The sequence below is a fragment of the Allosphingosinicella sp. genome, from assembly GCF_035626655.1.
In the GTDB taxonomy this organism is placed as follows: domain Bacteria; phylum Pseudomonadota; class Alphaproteobacteria; order Sphingomonadales; family Sphingomonadaceae; genus Allosphingosinicella.
Genome location: NZ_DASPNF010000002.1, coordinates 42,798 through 59,277 on the forward strand (window position 1 = coordinate 42,798; position 16,480 = coordinate 59,277).

Sequence of the window (16,480 nt, forward strand, 5' to 3'; positions counted from 1 at the left end):
TCCGATCATTCGGCAGCCTCTTCCAGCGGCGGCAGGTTGTGCCCCAGAAGCTTCAACACTTCCCCCGCCGCTTCCACCAGGTTCGTGCCCGGCCCGAAGATCGCCTGCACCCCGGCCTCGCGGAGCATGTCGTAGTCCTGAGCCGGGATGACGCCGCCGACCACGACCTTGATGTCGGGCCGGCCCATCTCCCGCAAATGGCCGATCAGCTCCGGCACCAGGGTCTTGTGGCCCGCGGCGAGGCTGGAGGCGCCGACGACGTCGACATCCTTCTCCACCGCGAGCCGGGCGCTTTCCTCGGGGGTCTGGAAGAGCGGACCCGGCACCACCTCGAAGCCGAGATCGGCGAAAGCGGAGGAGACGAGGTTGGCGCCGCGGTCATGCCCGTCCTGCCCCATCTTGGCGACCAGCATACGCGGCTTGCGCCCGAGCCGGTTGCCGACTGCGCCGACGCCGTGCCGCGCCCGGTCCCAGGCCGGATCGTCCGCCCAGGCCCCGCCGTAAATGCCCTGCACCGGCGTCGGCACCGTGCCGTAGCGGCCGAACGCCTCCTCCAGCGCCAGGCTGATCTCGCCCAAAGTGCAACGGGCCCGCGCCGCCTCCACGGAGAGCGCCAGCAGGTTCGCCTCGCCCTTCGCCCCATCGGTCAGCGCCTGCAGCGCGGCCTCCGCCTTCGCCTCGTTCCGCTCCGCCCGCGTCGCCTTCAGCCGCGCTATCTGCCCCGCCCGGACCTTCGCATTGTCAACCTCGAGGATGTCGAGATGATCCTCCTCCGCTTTGCGGTAGCGGTTGACGCCGACGATCACCGTTTCGCCCCGGTCGACCCGGGCGGCGCGCGCGGCGGCGGCCTCCTCGATCATCCGTTTCGGCATGCCCTGCGCGACCGCATTGGTCATCCCGCCGAGGCCCTCCACCTCCTGGATCAGGGCCCAGGCCTTCTCGGCCAGCTCGTTGGTCAGGCTCTCGACATAATAAGAGCCCCCGAGCGGATCGGCGACATTGGCGATCCCGCTCTCCTCGGCGATCACCAGCTGCGTGTTGCGCGCGATCCGGGCGGAGAAGTCTGTCGGCAGCGCCACCGCCTCGTCCAGGCTGTTGGTGTGCAGGCTCTGCGTCCCGCCCAGCACTGCCGCCAGCGCCTCCAGCGTGGTGCGGATCACATTGTTGTACGGGTCCTGCTCGGTCAGCGACACGCCCGAGGTCTGGCAGTGCGTCCGCAGCATCTTGGACTTCTCGGCCTTCGCCCCGAACCCCTCCATGATCCGCCACCAGAGCAGCCGCGCCGCCCTCAGCTTCGCCACCTCCATGAAGAAGTTCATGCCGATGCCGAAGAAGAAGGAGAGTCTTGGGGCAAACGCATCCACGTCCAGCCCCTTGGCCCGCGCCGCCCGCACATAGTCCATGCCGTCGGCCAGCGTGAACGCCAGCTCCTGCACCGCCGTCGCCCCCGCCTCGTGCATGTGATAGCCGCTGATCGAGATCGAGTTGAACTTCGGCATGTGCGCCGAGCAATATTGGATGATGTCCGCGACGATCCGCATCGAGGGTTCGGGCGGGTAGATATAGGTGTTGCGGACCGCGAACTCCTTGAGGATGTCGTTCTGGATCGTGCCGGTCAGCTGCGCCTGACTGACGCCCTGCTCCTCCGCGGCGACGATGTAGAAGGCCATGACCGGCAGCACCGCGCCGTTCATCGTCATCGACACGCTCATCTCGCCGAGCGGGATGCCGTCGAACAGCAATTGCATGTCCGCCAGCGTGTCGATCGCCACCCCCGCCTTGCCGACGTCGCCGACCACGCGCGGATGGTCGCTGTCATAGCCCCGGTGGGTGGCCAGATCGAAGGCGACGCTGAGCCCCTTCTGCCCGGCGGCGAGGTTGCGGCGGTAGAAGGCGTTCGACTCCTCGGCGGTCGAGAAGCCCGCATATTGGCGGATCGTCCACGGCCGGCCGGTATACATCGACGCATAGGGGCCCCGCGTGAACGGCGCGAAGCCGGGCAAACCGGGGTCGAGCCCCTCCGCATCCTCGGCGGTGTAGAGCGGCCGCACCGCGATCCCCTCCGGCGTCCGCCAGACGAGGTCCTTGCCCTTCACCTCTTTCGCGGCAGCCGCCTCCCAGTCGGCCCTGGCGGGTTTCTTGTCAGCCACCATCGTGCTCCGGCGAAGGCCGGAGCGCTGGCCGAAAGAGGCCGCACCCTGTGACCCAAGGCTCCGGCCTTCGCCGGAGCACGACGCTAATGCTCACCCTTCGGCGTCTCCATCAGTTCAACCAGCACCCCGCCCATATCCTTCGGATGGACGAAGATCACCGGCGTGCCATGCGCGCCGATGCGCGGCTCGCCAAGCACTTTCGCGCCCTTCGCGTCCATCTCCGCCTTCGCCTCGTGGATGTCCGGCACCTCGAAGCAGACATGATGCTGCCCGCCCGCCGGATTCTTCGCGAGGAAATTGTGCAGCGGCGAGGCCTCGCCCAATGGCTCGATCAGCTCGATCTGGCTGTTCGGCATATCGACGAAGCAGACCCGGACCCCCTGCGGCGGCAGGTCGAACGGTTCATGGATCTTCGTCGCCCCCAGCAGGTCGCGATAAAGCGCGACGCTCTTCTCGATCGAAGGGGTGGCGACCCCGACATGGTTCAGGCGGCCGATGGGCATGTCACGCTCCCGCAAATGGCAGGAGCGCTCAATCCACGTCCCGGCGCTCCCTGTCCAGCCTCAGTTCGTGGCTCGGATCGGCGAGTTTGGCGGCGAACCAGCGCCGCCGGCGTATCGCCTTGTCCTCGCGCCGCTGGTTCCAGTAGAGCCAGAGCGTGGCGAGGAGAAAGGGCACGGCAAAGGGCGCGGCGATGACCGCCCTCGCCGTCCTGATCTGCTCGCGGTCCGGGATGTCGACCGCGTAGAGCCAGGCCGCCAGATATCGCGCTGCGAACACCGCCGCCAGGAACCAGAGGATGGCAAGGGCGATGACCGCTATGCCGAGCGGTTTGATAGGCTTTTTCGGCATCATACCCGCTATCTTCGCCCGAAAAGGCAAAGGAAGTCTAACCGGATGACCGGTCACTTCCCCTTACTGCCCGAGCCTCCGCGCCAGCGGCAGCGCATGCGTCCGCGCCAGCTGGGCGAGCGGGCGGGAGTCGAGGTCGTGCGGATCGTGCCACGCCACCTCCTCGATCTCGGCGGCAAGCCGGATCTCGCCGTCCAGCGCGACCGCGAACAGGTCCGCCTCGACGATATGCCCGGCCTCGAACGCCGCCGGCGCGCTGAACCTGCCGAGCGGCGTCACCTGGGCGCCGATCCCGCAGCCCAGCTCCTCCGCAATCTCCCGCCGCAGCGCCTCGAGGGCGGACTCGCCCGCATCGATCTTGCCGCCCGCCAGCATGAACGCGGCGGTCCCGCGCTTGCGCACCAGCAGCATCCGCCCGTCCGCCGCCACGATCACCGCTGCGGCGATCCGGATCACGCTCACAACAACCTTTCCTTGAGGCCGAGGCCGAACAGCAGGTCGACGGCGATCACCGCGATCAGCAGGAAGACGAGGATGTGGAGTGCGAGCAGGGTGTTGAACTTCGCCGCCCCCACGTCGCGGTCGACCCGCGTCTTGTAGACCGGCAGCTGCCCGTATCTGATCCCCCGCCAGATCCGCCAGCCCACCACCGGCAGCAGCGCCAGCGCCACCAGCCCGACGAAGAAATTCTCGCCCTGGAAGGTCATGCGATCGCCGTCAGCCGCCCGGTCCGAAGTGCAGCGTGCCCCAGATAAACGCGACGGCCCCGATCGCGAGGTAGGAGCCCACCCAGCCCCAGAAAGCTTCCGGCTGTTCCGCCCTGCTGTAGCTGGTGTTGCGCGTGATTTTCACCTCGCCCTTGTAGAGGGCGATCCCGGCGGCGAGCAGCATGAAGAAGCCCAAAGCCCAGATCGTCGTCACCCAGAAGGGAGTCGTTTCGGATCTCATGACGAACCTCCTCTAGAGCGGGATATTGTCGTGCTTCTTCCAGGGATTTTCGAGCTGCTTGTTCCTGAGTTTCCTTAAGCCCAAAGCGATCCGCCGCCTTGTGGAGTGCGGCATGATCACCTCGTCGATGAAGCCCTTCGAGGCCGCCACGAACGGATTGGCGAACCTTGCCTCATATTCCGCCGTCCGCTCGGCGATCTTCTCCGGGTCGCCGATATCCTTGCGGAAGATGATCTCCACCGCCCCCTTCGCCCCCATCACCGCGATCTCCGCGGTCGGCCAGGCATAATTGAGGTCGCCGCGCAGATGCTTCGACGCCATCACGTCATAGGCGCCGCCATAGGCCTTGCGGGTGATCACGGTCATCTTGGGCACCGTCGCCTCGGCATAGGCGAAGAGCAATTTTGCGCCGTTCTTGATGATCCCCTCATGCTCCTGCGCGACGCCGGGGAGGAAGCCCGGCACGTCGACGAAGGTCAGGATCGGGATGTCGAAGGCGTCGCAGAAGCGCACGAACCGCCCCGCTTTCTTCGAACTCTTGATGTCGAGCACCCCGGCCAGCACCATCGGCTGGTTGGCGACGACCCCGACCGTCCGCCCCTCGATCCGGCCGAACCCCACAATGATGTTCGCGGCATGCGCCGGCTGCAGCTCGAAAAAGTCGCCGTCGTCCACCACCTTCCGGATCAGCTCGTGCATGTCATAGGGCTTGTTGGCGCTGTCCGGGATCAACGTGTCGAGGCTGTCCTCCTGCCGGTCCCAGGGATCGTGGCAGGGCCGCTCGGGCAGGTCGTGGCGGTTGGAGAGCGGCAGGAAGTCGAAGAAATCGCGCGTCGCCAGCAGCGCGTCGATGTCGTTCTCGAAGGCGACGTCGGCGACGCCGCTCTTGGTCGTATGGGTGATCGCGCCGCCCAGTTCCTCCTGGGTCACCACCTCGTTGGTCACCGTCTTCACCACGTCCGGCCCGGTGACGAACATGTAGGAGGAGTCCTTCACCATGAAGATGAAGTCGGTCATCGCCGGCGAATAGACCGCGCCGCCGGCGCAGGGCCCCATGATCAGGCTGATCTGCGGCACCACGCCCGAGGCGAGCACGTTGCGCTGGAAGACCTCGGCATAGCCGGCGAGGCTGGCGACGCCCTCCTGAATGCGCGCACCGCCTGAATCGTTCAGGCCGATCACGGGCGCGCCGACCTTCATCGCCATGTCCATGACCTTGCAGATCTTCTGCGCGTGCCGTTCGCTGAGGCTCCCGCCGAACACGGTGAAATCCTGCGCAAAGACATAGACGAGCCGGCCGTTGATCGTGCCCGAGCCGGTGACCACGCCGTCGCCGGGGAAGACCTGGTCCGCCATGCCGAAGTCGACGCAATTATGCTCGACATACATGTCATATTCTTCGAACGAGCCTTGATCGAGCAGGACCCTGAGGCGCTCGCGCGCGGTCAGCCGGCCCTTGGCATGCTGCGCCTCGATCCTTTTTTCGCCGCCGCCGAGGCGCGCCGCCGCCCGGCGCCGTTCGAGCTCTTCGATCGTCGTTCCCATGCTCCCGTCCTTATGCGGCGGCGCGGACGGAGGCAAACCCGGCCGCGCCCGGCCTTAGCAAATTGGTAGGCCAAATCGGCTAAGCGGCCGCCCATGAGCAGCAAGTTCACCTTCACCCTGGATCGGGATCGCGGGCTGGTGCGGATCAGCATGCACGGCTTTTACGGACTCAGGGATGTCGCCGACTTCTTCGATGCCCGGCGCAAGGCCCATGCCGCGCTCGGCCTGCCGGCCAACGCCCACATGACGCTGAATGACCTGAGGGGCATGAAGATCCAGTCCCAGGAGGTCATCCAGGCCTTCCAGCAGGGTCTCGCCGTGCCGGCGGAGAAGGCGCGCAAGCTCGCCATCGTCGTGGACGCGGCCATGGCCCGCGGCCAGGCCAATCGGGCGATCAATTCGTGCGACACGCGCTATTTCACCGACCTGGCATCCGCGGAAGCCTGGCTCTTCGCCGGCGAGCAGGCGGTCCAGGAATTGCGGCAGGCCGGCTAGCAGGGCATGGCCTTCGGAAAAGCGCACAGGCAGACTTAGGGAATTGGTAGGCGGGTGAGGATTAGGCAGCGGGCATGAACGCCAGTTTCTCCTTCCAGGTCGATCCGTCGCGCGACCTCGTCCGGATCCAGATGGCCGGGCTGTTCACGCCCGCCGACATCCATGCCTTTCTCGAAGCGCGGCGGCGCGCCCATGCCGAGCTGCGCTGCGCGCCCAACCGCCACCTCACGCTGAACGATCTCAGGGGCATGAAAATCCAGTCGCAGGAGGGCGTGGCCGCGTTCCGCGACATGCTGGCGGACCCTGCCTTCCGCTCCCGCCGCCTCGCCTTCGTCGCCGCCCCGACTTTGGCCCGCAGCCAGCTCGTGCGCGCGCTCGACGGCCGCGACGCCCGCTGCTTCGACGAGCCCGGGGAAGCCGAGGCCTGGCTGCTCGACGAGGAGATCGAACAACCGGTCCTGCGCTACGCCACCCGGTAACAAAGAGTCATCCCGGCGAAGGCCGGGACCCATGAACTCGGAATATCCGGGAAAGCGCGATCCACGCCGCCTCATCTGATGGGAGGGTGTGCATGGGTCCCGGCCTTCGCCGGGATGACTAGCATCTTATCTGCCCAGCCCTCTCACCCTACCGCCCCTCGAACTCCGGCTTCTGCTTCTGCAGGAAGGCGAACACCGCTTTCCTGAAATCCTCGGTTCGGCCCGCCTCCCGCTGCGCGACCCGCTCGGCGGCCAGCGCCTCGCCGAGCGAGGCCTGCCCGGCATTGCGCGCCAGCCCCCGGAGCAGGCCGTAGGCGACGGTCGGCCCGGCCGCGAGCCTGGCGGCGAGTGCCGCGCCCTCGGCGGCCAGCGCCTCGTCCTCGACGACGCGGCTGATCATCCCCCATTCGTAGGCCTGCTCCGCGGAGATGCGCTCACCCAGCATCATCATCTCCATCGCCCGCGCCCGCCCGGCGAGGCGCGGCAGCAGCCAGGTCGCCCCCGCATCGGGGATCAGGCCGATATTGATGAAGGCCTGCAGGAAATAGGCCGAGCGGCCGGCGATCACGAGGTCCGCGGCCAGCGCCAGCGAGCAGCCGGCGCCGGCGGCCGGGCCGTTGACCGCGGCCACCACCGGCAAGGGCAATGCGAACAGGGCCTCGACCAGAGGATTGTACCAGGCCTCCAGCGCCGCGCCGACATCGTCGGGCAGGCCGCCGCCGCTGGCGAGGTCGGCGCCGCTCGAAAAGGCGCGGCCCTCGCCGGTCAGCAGCAGCGCCCGCGCGCCCGAGCCGGGCAGGCTCTCCACCGCCGCCCGCAGCTCCTCGAGCATCGCGGCGTTGAGCGCGTTCAGGCTGTCCGGCCGGTTGAAGGCGATCGTCGCCACGCCGGCGTCGGAGAGGTCGAAGCGGATCGTCTCATAGGTCATGACGCGTACGTAACGCGCCCGCAACACGGAGTCATCCCGACGGGTCAGCGCGCCGCCGTCACCCGCCACACCGTATTGCCGACATCGTCCGCGACGAGCAGGGCGCCGTCGCGGGCGATCTGGACGCCGACCGGCCGGCCCATCGCCCGGCGCCGCGCGTCGACGAAGCCGGTGAGCACGTCGACCGGCTGGCCCTGCGGCCGGCCGCCGGCGAAGGGGACGAAGACGACCTTGTAGCCGCTTGCCGGGCGCCGGTTCCACGAGCCGTGCTCGCCGATGAACGCGCCGCTGGCATAGGCCGGCCCGAGCCGCGCCCCCTGGCTGAAGGCGAGGCCGAGCGGGGCGACATGATTGCCCAGCGCATAATCGGGAGTGATGGCGGTGGCGACGAGATCGGGGCGGGGCGGCCGCGGCCGGCGGTCCACGATCTGGCCCCAGTAGGAATAAGGCCAGCCGTAGAAGCCGCCCGGCCGGACGCTGGTCAGATAATCGGGGACGAGGTCGCTGCCCAGCTCGTCGCGCTCGTTGACGACCACCCAGAGCTGGTCCGTCCCCGGCAGGAAGGCGATGCCCACCGGATTGCGCAGGCCGGTCGCAAACAGCCGGTGGCTGCCGCTCGCCGGGTCTATCTCCCAGACCGCGGCCCGGCCCTCCTCCTCGGCCATGCCATGCTCGGCGACGTTGGAATTGGAGCCGACGCCGACATAGAGGCGGCGCCCGTCCGGGCTCACCGCGAGCGACTTGGTCCAGTGATGGTTGCGCTGCGCCGGCAGGACGGTGACCAGGCGCGGCGCCGCGCTGATGCTGGTCGCCGCCGGATCGTAGGGAAAGGCGACGAGCGCATCCGCATTGGCGACGTAGAGCGTGTCGCCGACCAAAGCCATGCCGAAGGGCGAGGTCAGCCCGGTCAGATAGGGCGTCCTGATCTCCGCCACTCCATCCCCGTCCGCATCGCGCAGCAGGGTGATGCGGTTGGCGCTCGGCACGCCCGCTCCGGCCCGGCGCTGGAAGATGCGGAAGAAGAAGGCCTTGATGCTGTGATCCTCATAGCCCGGCGCGGGCGGCGGCGCGTTGCTCTCGGCGACCAGCACGTCGCCATTGGGCAAGACGAGCAGCCAGCGCGGATGGGCGAGGCCGGTGGCGAAGGCCGCGACCCTGAGGCCGGGCGCGGCGACGGGCGTCAAGCCCTCGGGCCAGCCGATCGCGCGGGCGACATGGACGGTCGGGATGAGCGGCTGCACCGGCCGCGGCAGCTCCGGGGCCGGGCCCGTGGTCAGGGCGGGGTCGAGCCGCGCCCGGTCTCCGCAGCCGGCGGCGAGGGCGAGCAAGGGCAGGATGGCAAAAGCGCGAAAGAGTCGGGCCATGAGGGGCCTCCAGCGGACCCCGCTCGCCCTCACAAGTCTCGAAGCGCGCCGAGGTTCCGCGGCGCTAGCGCGCGGCGCTGACCCGCCAGACCCGGCCGCCGACATCGTCCGCGACGAGCAGGGACCCGTCCCGCGCCACCGCGACCCCCACCGGCCGGCCCATGGCGCGCTGGTTCGTCGGGTCGATGAAGCCCGCCAGCACGTCGAACGGATCGCCGGTCGGCCGCCCGTTCTCCAGCCGCACGAAGGCGACCTTGTAGCCGGCGAGCGGGCGGCGGTTCCACGAGCCGTGCAGGCCGACGAAGATGCCGTTGGCATAGAGCGGCCCGAGCCGCTGGCCCTGGCTGAAGGCGATGCCGAGCGGCGCGACATGGGCGCCGAGCGCATAGTCCGGCACCAGCGAACGCCGCATCATGTCGGGCCGCCGCGGCCGCACCCGCGTGTCGATATGCCCCCCGAAATAGGACCAGGGCCAGCCGTAGAAGCCGCCCTCCCGCACCCGCGTCAGATAGTCCGGCACCAGGTCGCTGCCGAGCCCGTCGCGCTCGTTCACCGCCGCATAGAGCTCGCCCGTGGCCGGCCGCACCGCGATCGCCGCGGGGTTGCGCAGCCCGGTCGCGTAGAGGCTGTGCCGGCCGGTGCGCGGGTCGACGCGCCAGATGGCGGCGCGCTCGCGCTCCTCGTTCATCCCGTTCTCGCCGCGGTTCGAGTTCGAGCCGACGCCGACATAAAGCATCCCGTCCGGTCCGGCGGCGAGGCTCTTCGTCCAGTGCAGGTTGCGCTGCGCCGGCAGCCAGGTGACCTGGCGCGGCGCCGCGCTGATCCCGGTCGCCGCCGGATCGTAGGGATAGGCGACGAGCGCGTTCGCATTGGCGACGTAGAGCGTGTTCCCGATCAGGGCCATGCCGAAGGGCGAGTGCAGCCCCTCGGTGATATAGGGCAGGCGCAGCTCGGCGACGCCGTCCCCGTCCGCGTCGCGCAGCAGCATGATCCGGTTCGCGCTCGGCACGTTCGCCCCGGCCTCGCTGGTCAGGGTGTACATGAGCGCGCCGCGCAGCGAACGCCCCTCATGGCCGCGGTCCGGGCCCGGCGAGGCGGTCTCGGTGACCAGCACGTCGCCGTTCGGCAGCACCAGCAGGGTGCGCGGATGGGCAAGATTGTCCGCGAATTGCGTGACCCTGAGGCCCTCGGCCGCGACCGGCATGGCGCCTGCCGGCCAGCCCCAGGCCGAGGCGATGTTCACCGTCGGGACCACCGGCGAGAAGGGCTTGGGCAGCTGCGGATAGGCGCCGGTCGACTGGACGGGGCGCAGGATCGCGCGGTCGCCGCAGCCGGCGGCGAGGGCGAGCGCGGCAAAAGCGGTCAGCAGGGCGGGGCGCTTTGGCATCGGCATCCGGCTCAATCCGCCGCTTCCGCGGGCTCGGGCGGATGCAGCCGCAGGCGCATCACCCGCCTGGTGTCCGCCTCGGTCACCTCGAGCTTCCAGCCGCTCGGATGCGCCAGCGTCTCGCCCGCCTCGGGCACGCGGCCGGCCAGCACGAAGGCGAGCCCTCCCAGCGTGTCGACATCCTCCTCGACCGCGCCAAGGCGCGCGTCGATCGCTTCCGCCACGTCCTCGAGCTCGGCCCGCCCGTCAGCGTCCCAGCTGCCGTCCTCGGCTAGAGTGAGCAGGCCCGGCAATTCCTCGTCATGCTCGTCCTCGATCTCGCCGACTATCTCCTCGACGATATCCTCGATGGTGAGCAGCCCTTCCGTCCCGCCGAACTCGTCGACGACGATGGCGAGATGGGTGCGCCCGGCGCGCATCCGGGCGAGCAGGTCGAGCACCCCCATGCTCTCCGGCACGTAGAGCGGCGTCCGCATCAGGCTGCGAATATCCTCGGGCACCGGCCCGGCGCCGGTCTGCACCGCGAACACGTCCTTGACGTGGATCATGCCGATCACCGTGTCCAGCCCGCCCTCGAAGACCGGCATGCGGCTGTGCCCCGCCTCGGCGAAGGCGTCGATCAAAGCGGGGAAGCTGGTATCGGCGGGCACCGCGAAGATGTCGCCGCGCGGCACCGCGATGTCGCCGGCATTCTTCTCGCCGAAATGGAGGATGTTGAGCAGCATCTCGCGCTCGACATGGGAAAGGTCGCCGCGGCGCAGCTCCTCGCCCTCGCGATTCTCGATCGCCTCCTCGATCTGGTCGCGGAGCGTGGCCTCGCCGCCGCCGCCGAAGATGAGGTCCCGCAGGCCTCCCCAGAAACTGCGCCCTTCCTCGCGCTGGCCGGGACTGTCGTCTTCCATGGGTTTAGGGTTCTACCTCGATGATCCGATAAGGGTCGGCAATGCCGAGCGAAGCGAGCGCCCGCCGCTCGATCTCCTCCATCGCCTCGGCGTCCGCGTCGCTGGTTTCATGGTCGTAACCTAGCAGATGCAGCGTGCCATGCACCACCAGATGCGTGGCATGGCTCTCGACCGCCACATTTTTCTCCGCCGCCTCCTGCGTGCAGACGCCGGCGGCAAGCACGATATCGCCCAGCATCGGCGCCCCTTCGACCTCCTCGGCCATGGGGAAGGAGAGCACGTTGGTCGCCTTGTCCTTCCCCCGCCAGCCCGCATTGAGCCCGCGCACCTCGTCGTCGGAGGTGAACTTCACGGAGACCTCGGTGTCGGCGAGGCCGGGCCAGTCGCTATGCTCCACCGCCGCCCGCACCGCCCGCTCCGCAAGCGCGGCCCAGTCGGTCTGGCTGTCCCAGTCGCCAGAGACATCGGAGTCAACGAGGATCGTCATGCGGCGGGTGCCATAATGGCTAAGCATGTACTGGCAAGCTCTATCACGCTCCCCCTCCCCGGCGGGGAGGGGCTAGGGGGAGGGGGCTCGGTGGCGAAGGCTAAACGCGCGCGCGCGACACCCCCACCCTAACCCTCCCCCTCGAGGGGGAGGGGATCAGGCCTGATCCGGCCCCTCATAGGCCTCGACGATCCTGCCCACCAAAGGATGCCGCACCACGTCCCCGGCTCCGAACCGCACCATGGAGATCTTCTCGATCCCCTCCAGCTTCGACACCGCGTCCGCCAGCCCCGACGTCACGCCGTTAGGCAAATCGGTCTGGTTGGGATCCCCGCAGATCACCATCCGCGAGCGCATGCCGAACCGCGTCAGGAACATCTTCATCTGCTGCGGCGTGGTGTTTTGCGCCTCGTCGAGGATGATGAAGGCGTCGCTGAGCGTGCGCCCGCGCATGAAGGCGATCGGCGCGATCTCGATCTCGCCCGAGGCGATCCGCCGCTCGACCTGCTCGGTCGGCAGCATGTCGTAGAGCGCGTCGTACAGGGGGCGGAGATAGGGATCGACCTTCTCCTTCATGTCCCCCGGCAGGAAGCCGAGCCGCTCGCCCGCCTCGACCGCCGGCCGCGACAGGATCAGCCGGTCGACACTGCCGTTGATCAGCTGCTGCACCGCCTGCGCGACCGCGACATAGGTCTTGCCCGTGCCCGCCGGGCCCAGCGCGAAGATCATGTCGTCCCGGTTCAGCGCCTCCATATAGACGGCCTGCTGCTTGGAGCGCGGCACGATCGTCTTCTTGCGGGTGCGGATCATCACCTTGGGCGGCTCGATCACCTCGGGAGCGATGATTCCGTCCAGGGTCGGCTGGCCCGACATGGCGATGATCGCATTGACCAATTCGGCGTCGATGTCGTGGCCCTCGTCGAGCCGGTTGTAGAGCCCGAGCAGCACCTCCCGGGCGCGGTTCGCGGCCTCCGGCTCGCCCTCGATCTGCACCTTGGACCCGCGCGCGGCGACATAGACGCCGAGCCGGTCCTCGATGGCGATCAGGTTCCGGTCGAATTCTCCGAACAGGGGGCCGAGCAGATGCGGCTGCTCGAACTCGATCTCCAGCCGGGCGCGGGGCTCGGCTGCTGTGGCGGTGGGCTTGCGGCTCATTCTGGCCTTTCGACGGGGTGTGTCACCTGCCTAAGGTGGGACGCGGCGCGTTGAAATGCCAGCGTCTTTCGCGCGCGCCGGACAGTTGCGGGGACGCGATGCACGAGAGACACAGTGGTCGCTCTACGCTTGAACCTTGCACAATGCCATCGGGGCCGGGATAGTCGCGTCATGCAACTCTCGGTCCGCCTGGCATCCATGGTCGGTCTCATGCTGGGCATATGCATCCCGGCGAGCGCGGTGGCCTGTTCCATTCCGCTTCCGCCTTCGCCGCCCCCGCGGGCCGCGGCGGAAAGCGAAGCGGATTTCGCCGCGCGGAGCGAGCGATGGTATCGCGACATCGCCGAGCGGCAGGAGCAGGAGGCTCGGTCCTACCAGGCCGCGCGTGAAGATCAGCTGTGGGCGACCGCCGCGCGAGTCGTGCTCGCGCGCGTGCAACGTATCGGCGGGACTCGGGTGCGAGGCAGCGAAGGCCAATGGTACGAATCGCCTCTCGTGACGCTCCGCCCGGTCCGCTGGCTCAAGGGCTCCGGCTCCGCGCGTCGCGTGCGGGTTCATTACCTTTCCGCTGACAGCTGTTTGTCCGGGGGTGCCGGTGACGCGACCGACAGCCAGGTTGGCGATCTCGTCCTGCTCTTCTACCGGCGCGGCGAGAGCATTCCACAGAACATCCTCGACTCGTTCGCCAGAGACCGGGTGGTCACGCAACGCAGCCAGAACGCGTTCGCTCTTGCGGCCGGCGCAGGCGTGCCGTGACGAGATAAGTCGCGGGGGTTATTCGACGTGCCACGCCTGCTGATCGCCTTCGCCCTCCTCGCCGCTGGCTTCCTCCCTACGCTCCCCGCCCACGCCCAGACCGTCGCCGAGCTCGCCGAAACCTGCCGCCGAGTCGGCGACACCCCCAGCCGCGATGGCGCCCCCCACTTCATCCGCATCGACCCCGCCGCCGCCGCCCAGCTCGCCGAGATCGGCCTCGACCGCGCCGCCATCTTCGCGCGCATGGCCGAGACCTCGATCCCGGAGACGATGGGCTGCTGGGCGATGCCGGTCGGCAATTTCGACAGCCAGCTCATCTCGGTCGGCATGTCGCAATGGAATTACGGCACGGGCAGCCTGCAGCCGGTGCTGACGCAATGGCGCGAGAGCTTCGGCTCACGCCGCCGCTTCCGCCGGGCGCTGGCCGCGCTCGCTCCGACCTACGGCCGGCTGCTCTTCTCCCGCGACTGCCTCGCCGTGCCGGTACGCGAGCCCTGCCGCGCCGCCATTCTCGCCGCCCACGATGCCACCGGGCAGATCAATCCGGTGCTGCAAACCGAGCTGACCGCGCTCTTCGAAAGCGACGCCATGCTGCAGGTCCAGGCGGATTTCTACGTCCAGCTGCTCCTGCGCGTCCGCGGCGAGCTGCAGCGTATCTTCCCCGAGGGCCCGATGACGATGCGCAAGGTCCGCTGGGCGATCGATACGGTGGTGCAGCAAAATCGCTTCCCCCCGGACGAGGATATCGCCCGCCTCCGCCGCAAGCTCGCCGCGATGCCGCCCGCCGAGCGCTGGCCACGCCTCCGCGCCATCTTCGCCTGGTATGAAGCGCTCGCCCGGACCGTCGACCAGGACGGCATCGCCCGCGACTATGAATGGAACGTCCAGCAATGGAACTGCCTGATCGACTGGGGACAGATCGATCCGGAACAATATGAGCTGCTCCACCTCACCTTCCTCCGCAGCCGCACCGCCACCGGCAACAGCGGCCGCTGGCAGGCTCTGACCTTCTCGCGCCGCGCGAAGATCATCCTCGGCGTCGGCAGCGTGAGCGGTAGGCGGGATGGGGAATGCCCGGCGGGGGCGCGTTAGTGGGGAAATGGGGACACGTACTTTTCCGCGGAAAAGTACGTGTCCCCTTCTGCGATGGCCTCGCGCTATCGAGGCTCGTGGCTAGTCTCGAGCGGCGCCTGTCACGGTTCCGAGACGACTGAACCTCAGTTGCTGGCCTGTATCGGTTCTCGTCACACGGATCAGGAGGTCGTCGTCGTCCATCGAAAGATCGATCCGCTGGACGGCTGCGTCCGCCGGATTGATGAAATGCATCTCGCCGGGGAACGAGGGAATCCGCTCGAATCTCACCACCCGCCCGTCGGTGAAAGTGGCATGGAGCACGGCCTGCTGTGTCCCGTCGCCGGTTATTCTCCAGCGCTGGAGTTCGTTGGGCAAATAGTCCCGTGCCGGGTTCAAAATCCCGACAAGCGACCCATCGCTTTCGAACCGAACGGTCATGTGGATGGCAAGCGAGCCCCGTCCCAGGCGCCAGTTGCCGGTCAGGCGCTCGACCGGAAGTCGCGCCAACGCCGCCGGCGCGGGTGGGCCGATGATTGCCCTCGCATCCATTTGATCCACGAAGGCACGGGCCCTGTCGGCTGCACCCGTTGCGCTTCCCATGTCCCTGACCATGCTCGCGACAAGGCGATCATATTCCGTTCGGCACGCGGCCTTCGCCGCTCGCATGTGCTCCACGGGCGAGCCCGCGTTCGAGCGACGCTCGAAAGCGCCGCGACCGAAGCAAGTTACATAGGCTTCGAACTGCCTCATGGTATCTGCGGAATAGGGTTCGGTCATGATATCAATCCGCTCAGGCTGCGAGAGCCCCGCGGCGAGGATGATGGCTGACAGGATCATTCGAGCATCCTCTGGGCCGGAATTGTCCGACGCATACCAGCCTAGAACTCGCCAGGACCGGCAGCAATATGGGCGGCATGGACACGCCGCTCCATCTCACCTTCCTCCGCAGCCGCCGCAAGATTTTACGCAAAGACGCGAAAACCCAAAAACACGCACGGACACCTTTGCGACTTTGCGTCTTTGCGTGACACAGACCGACCTCGGAGCCGCGACGGCGAATGATCAAGAGAGACGACGCCTGCATCGGACGAAACCATATTGGTTTAAAATATGGTTTCCTACAGTACCCAATCCGTTCTATAATCCCGAATGACGAACCCCCAACGCCGCGGCGCGGGCGAAAGCGCGCCATCCGCTCCGGACTTCGAGCCGGTGAAGCTCCGCTACCGCCATGACGGCCTCACCCCGGCGCGGCAGGTGGCGCTCGTCCAGGCCATGGCCGCCTGCGGCTGCATCCGCGAGGCCTGTGCGAAGGTCGGCGTGTCGCATGAGGCGGTCTATGCGCTCCGCCGGCGCCCCGACGCGCAGAGCTTCCGCCTCGCCATGGACCTCGCCCTCGACGGCGCCGTCGACAAGGTCGAGGACGCCGCTTTCGGCCGCGCCGTCAACGGCGTCGAGGTGCCGCATTATTACAAGGGCGAGCTGGTCGGCACCCACCGCCGCTATGACGAGCGGCTGGCCATGTTCCTGCTGCGCTATCGCAAGCCGTACCGCTACGGCAGGCATGTCGACCGGCGCGACCGGGCCCCGCATCCGGAGCGCGCCGCGCTCGGCATGGCGGACGCCCTGACCTGGGTGGCCCGGGACGCCTGGTGCGACGAGGAAGGGCAGCGCCGCCAGGTGATCGCCGAGCTGGCGCAGGACGGCGACGAGGAGCCGTGGAAATCGGCCAATCTGTTCCGCTGGGGCCCGGCCGCGAACGCACCGGCGGAAGAGGATGAGGACGAGCTGGACGATGGCGATTTCGACCTCGGCGAGGACCCATGCTTCCCCGACGTGCCGTCAACAACGTCAACTTCCGCACCCGCCCGCAACCGCCGCATGCGCAGAAGGGCCGCGGCGAAGGCGCGGAAGCGATGATGCCAGCCGCCAAACTCCCTTCTGGATTGCCGCGT

Annotated in this window: 19 protein-coding genes; 5 read left to right on the forward strand and 14 right to left on the reverse strand. The window is 68.2% G+C overall.

Features of this window, described 5'->3' with window-relative positions; all coding sequences use genetic code 11:
• Positions 1 to 5: 5 nt before the first annotated feature.
• From scpA to VEC11_RS00955, 7 genes are all read right to left on the reverse strand, one after another.
• The gene (scpA, locus tag VEC11_RS00925) at positions 6 to 2,150 is read right to left on the reverse strand and encodes a methylmalonyl-CoA mutase (RefSeq protein WP_464128299.1); all 2,145 of its coding nucleotides are present in this window, start codon (positions 2,148 to 2,150) and stop codon (positions 6 to 8) included.
• Positions 2,151 to 2,236: 86 nt separating this feature from the next.
• On the reverse strand, positions 2,237 to 2,656 hold the full coding sequence (mce, locus tag VEC11_RS00930) for a methylmalonyl-CoA epimerase (RefSeq protein WP_464128300.1): 420 nt from the start codon (positions 2,654 to 2,656) through the stop codon (positions 2,237 to 2,239).
• A 28-nt stretch (positions 2,657 to 2,684) separates the two neighbouring features.
• Positions 2,685 to 3,005: a hypothetical protein gene (locus VEC11_RS00935; protein ID WP_464128302.1), complete on the reverse strand. Its 321-nt coding sequence runs from the start codon at positions 3,003 to 3,005 to the stop codon at positions 2,685 to 2,687.
• A 63-nt stretch (positions 3,006 to 3,068) separates the two neighbouring features.
• On the reverse strand, positions 3,069 to 3,467 hold the full coding sequence (locus tag VEC11_RS00940; RefSeq protein ID WP_464128304.1) for an NUDIX hydrolase: 399 nt from the start codon (positions 3,465 to 3,467) through the stop codon (positions 3,069 to 3,071).
• On the reverse strand, positions 3,464 to 3,712 hold the full coding sequence (locus VEC11_RS00945) for a hypothetical protein (protein ID WP_464128306.1): 249 nt from the start codon (positions 3,710 to 3,712) through the stop codon (positions 3,464 to 3,466). The genes VEC11_RS00940 and VEC11_RS00945 overlap by 4 nt, the downstream gene beginning before the upstream one ends.
• A gap of 10 nt (positions 3,713 to 3,722) precedes the next feature.
• Entirely contained in the window at positions 3,723 to 3,953 is a 231-nt protein-coding gene (locus VEC11_RS00950; RefSeq protein WP_464128307.1) for a hypothetical protein, read from the reverse strand.
• Between the two features lie 12 nt (positions 3,954 to 3,965).
• Entirely contained in the window at positions 3,966 to 5,498 is a 1,533-nt protein-coding gene (locus VEC11_RS00955; RefSeq protein ID WP_464128309.1) for an acyl-CoA carboxylase subunit beta, read from the reverse strand.
• A 93-nt stretch (positions 5,499 to 5,591) separates the two neighbouring features.
• On the opposite strand from VEC11_RS00955, the gene VEC11_RS00960 reads away from it, so the two are divergent.
• Together VEC11_RS00960 and VEC11_RS00965 are read left to right on the forward strand one after the other, a co-directional pair.
• The gene (locus VEC11_RS00960; RefSeq protein ID WP_464128310.1) at positions 5,592 to 5,993 is read left to right on the forward strand and encodes a hypothetical protein; all 402 of its coding nucleotides are present in this window, start codon (positions 5,592 to 5,594) and stop codon (positions 5,991 to 5,993) included.
• Positions 5,994 to 6,067: 74 nt separating this feature from the next.
• On the forward strand, positions 6,068 to 6,472 hold the full coding sequence (locus VEC11_RS00965; protein WP_464128312.1) for a hypothetical protein: 405 nt from the start codon (positions 6,068 to 6,070) through the stop codon (positions 6,470 to 6,472).
• Between the two features lie 148 nt (positions 6,473 to 6,620).
• On the opposite strand, the gene VEC11_RS00970 is transcribed toward VEC11_RS00965, so the two are convergent.
• The 6 genes from VEC11_RS00970 to VEC11_RS00995 form a co-directional block, all read right to left on the reverse strand.
• Positions 6,621 to 7,400 carry an enoyl-CoA hydratase-related protein gene (locus tag VEC11_RS00970; RefSeq protein ID WP_464128313.1) on the reverse strand — a complete coding sequence of 260 codons (780 nt, stop codon included), beginning with the start codon at positions 7,398 to 7,400 and terminating at the stop codon, positions 6,621 to 6,623.
• Positions 7,401 to 7,444: 44 nt separating this feature from the next.
• Positions 7,445 to 8,764 (reverse strand): PQQ-dependent sugar dehydrogenase, encoded by a 1,320-nt coding sequence (locus VEC11_RS00975; RefSeq protein WP_464128315.1) that lies wholly within the window; start codon positions 8,762 to 8,764, stop codon positions 7,445 to 7,447.
• Positions 8,765 to 8,828: 64 nt separating this feature from the next.
• Positions 8,829 to 10,151, reverse strand: coding sequence for a PQQ-dependent sugar dehydrogenase (locus tag VEC11_RS00980; RefSeq protein WP_464128591.1), 1,323 nt, complete (start codon positions 10,149 to 10,151; stop codon positions 8,829 to 8,831).
• 11 nt (positions 10,152 to 10,162) lie between these two features.
• Positions 10,163 to 11,053: a hemolysin family protein gene (locus tag VEC11_RS00985; RefSeq protein ID WP_464128317.1), complete on the reverse strand. Its 891-nt coding sequence runs from the start codon at positions 11,051 to 11,053 to the stop codon at positions 10,163 to 10,165.
• 4 nt (positions 11,054 to 11,057) lie between these two features.
• On the reverse strand, positions 11,058 to 11,540 hold the full coding sequence (ybeY, locus tag VEC11_RS00990; RefSeq protein ID WP_464128318.1) for an rRNA maturation RNase YbeY: 483 nt from the start codon (positions 11,538 to 11,540) through the stop codon (positions 11,058 to 11,060).
• Between the two features lie 156 nt (positions 11,541 to 11,696).
• Complete coding sequence (locus VEC11_RS00995; RefSeq protein WP_464128320.1) at positions 11,697 to 12,695, reverse strand: PhoH family protein; 999 nt, start codon at positions 12,693 to 12,695, stop codon at positions 11,697 to 11,699.
• Positions 12,696 to 12,866: 171 nt separating this feature from the next.
• On the opposite strand from VEC11_RS00995, the gene VEC11_RS01000 reads away from it, so the two are divergent.
• Positions 12,867 to 13,451: a hypothetical protein gene (locus tag VEC11_RS01000; RefSeq protein ID WP_464128322.1), complete on the forward strand. Its 585-nt coding sequence runs from the start codon at positions 12,867 to 12,869 to the stop codon at positions 13,449 to 13,451.
• A gap of 27 nt (positions 13,452 to 13,478) precedes the next feature.
• Positions 13,479 to 14,543 (forward strand): hypothetical protein, encoded by a 1,065-nt coding sequence (locus VEC11_RS01005; protein ID WP_464128323.1) that lies wholly within the window; start codon positions 13,479 to 13,481, stop codon positions 14,541 to 14,543.
• A gap of 81 nt (positions 14,544 to 14,624) precedes the next feature.
• Here the strand turns inward: VEC11_RS01005 and VEC11_RS01010 are convergent, their stop codons facing one another.
• Entirely contained in the window at positions 14,625 to 15,362 is a 738-nt protein-coding gene (locus VEC11_RS01010) for a hypothetical protein (RefSeq protein WP_464128324.1), read from the reverse strand.
• 312 nt (positions 15,363 to 15,674) lie between these two features.
• On the opposite strand from VEC11_RS01010, the gene VEC11_RS01015 reads away from it, so the two are divergent.
• On the forward strand, positions 15,675 to 16,445 hold the full coding sequence (locus VEC11_RS01015; RefSeq protein ID WP_464128327.1) for a hypothetical protein: 771 nt from the start codon (positions 15,675 to 15,677) through the stop codon (positions 16,443 to 16,445).
• Positions 16,446 to 16,480: the final 35 nt, after the last annotated feature.

Bases quoted from the DNA above. Each gene is read 5' to 3' on its own strand.
- ybeY (WP_464128318.1), bottom strand. From the start codon at position 11,540: ATGACGATCCTCGTTGACTCCGATGTCTCTGGCGACTGGGACAGCCAG.
- VEC11_RS00980 (WP_464128591.1), bottom strand. From the start codon at position 10,151: ATGCCAAAGCGCCCCGCCCTGCTGACCGCTTTTGCCGCGCTCGCCCTC.
- VEC11_RS00985 (WP_464128317.1), bottom strand. From the start codon at position 11,053: ATGGAAGACGACAGTCCCGGCCAGCGCGAGGAAGGGCGCAGTTTCTGG.
- VEC11_RS00950 (WP_464128307.1), bottom strand. From the start codon at position 3,953: ATGAGATCCGAAACGACTCCCTTCTGGGTGACGACGATCTGGGCTTTG.
- VEC11_RS00970 (WP_464128313.1), bottom strand. From the start codon at position 7,400: ATGACCTATGAGACGATCCGCTTCGACCTCTCCGACGCCGGCGTGGCG.
- VEC11_RS00965 (WP_464128312.1), top strand. From the start codon at position 6,068: ATGAACGCCAGTTTCTCCTTCCAGGTCGATCCGTCGCGCGACCTCGTC.
- VEC11_RS01000 (WP_464128322.1), top strand. From the start codon at position 12,867: ATGCAACTCTCGGTCCGCCTGGCATCCATGGTCGGTCTCATGCTGGGC.
- VEC11_RS00960 (WP_464128310.1), top strand. From the start codon at position 5,592: ATGAGCAGCAAGTTCACCTTCACCCTGGATCGGGATCGCGGGCTGGTG.
- VEC11_RS00975 (WP_464128315.1), bottom strand. From the start codon at position 8,764: ATGGCCCGACTCTTTCGCGCTTTTGCCATCCTGCCCTTGCTCGCCCTC.
- VEC11_RS00935 (WP_464128302.1), bottom strand. From the start codon at position 3,005: ATGCCGAAAAAGCCTATCAAACCGCTCGGCATAGCGGTCATCGCCCTT.
- VEC11_RS01010 (WP_464128324.1), bottom strand. From the start codon at position 15,362: ATGATCCTGTCAGCCATCATCCTCGCCGCGGGGCTCTCGCAGCCTGAG.
- VEC11_RS01015 (WP_464128327.1), top strand. From the start codon at position 15,675: ATGACGAACCCCCAACGCCGCGGCGCGGGCGAAAGCGCGCCATCCGCT.
- VEC11_RS00955 (WP_464128309.1), bottom strand. From the start codon at position 5,498: ATGGGAACGACGATCGAAGAGCTCGAACGGCGCCGGGCGGCGGCGCGC.
- mce (WP_464128300.1), bottom strand. From the start codon at position 2,656: ATGCCCATCGGCCGCCTGAACCATGTCGGGGTCGCCACCCCTTCGATC.
- VEC11_RS00995 (WP_464128320.1), bottom strand. From the start codon at position 12,695: ATGAGCCGCAAGCCCACCGCCACAGCAGCCGAGCCCCGCGCCCGGCTG.
- VEC11_RS00945 (WP_464128306.1), bottom strand. From the start codon at position 3,712: ATGACCTTCCAGGGCGAGAATTTCTTCGTCGGGCTGGTGGCGCTGGCG.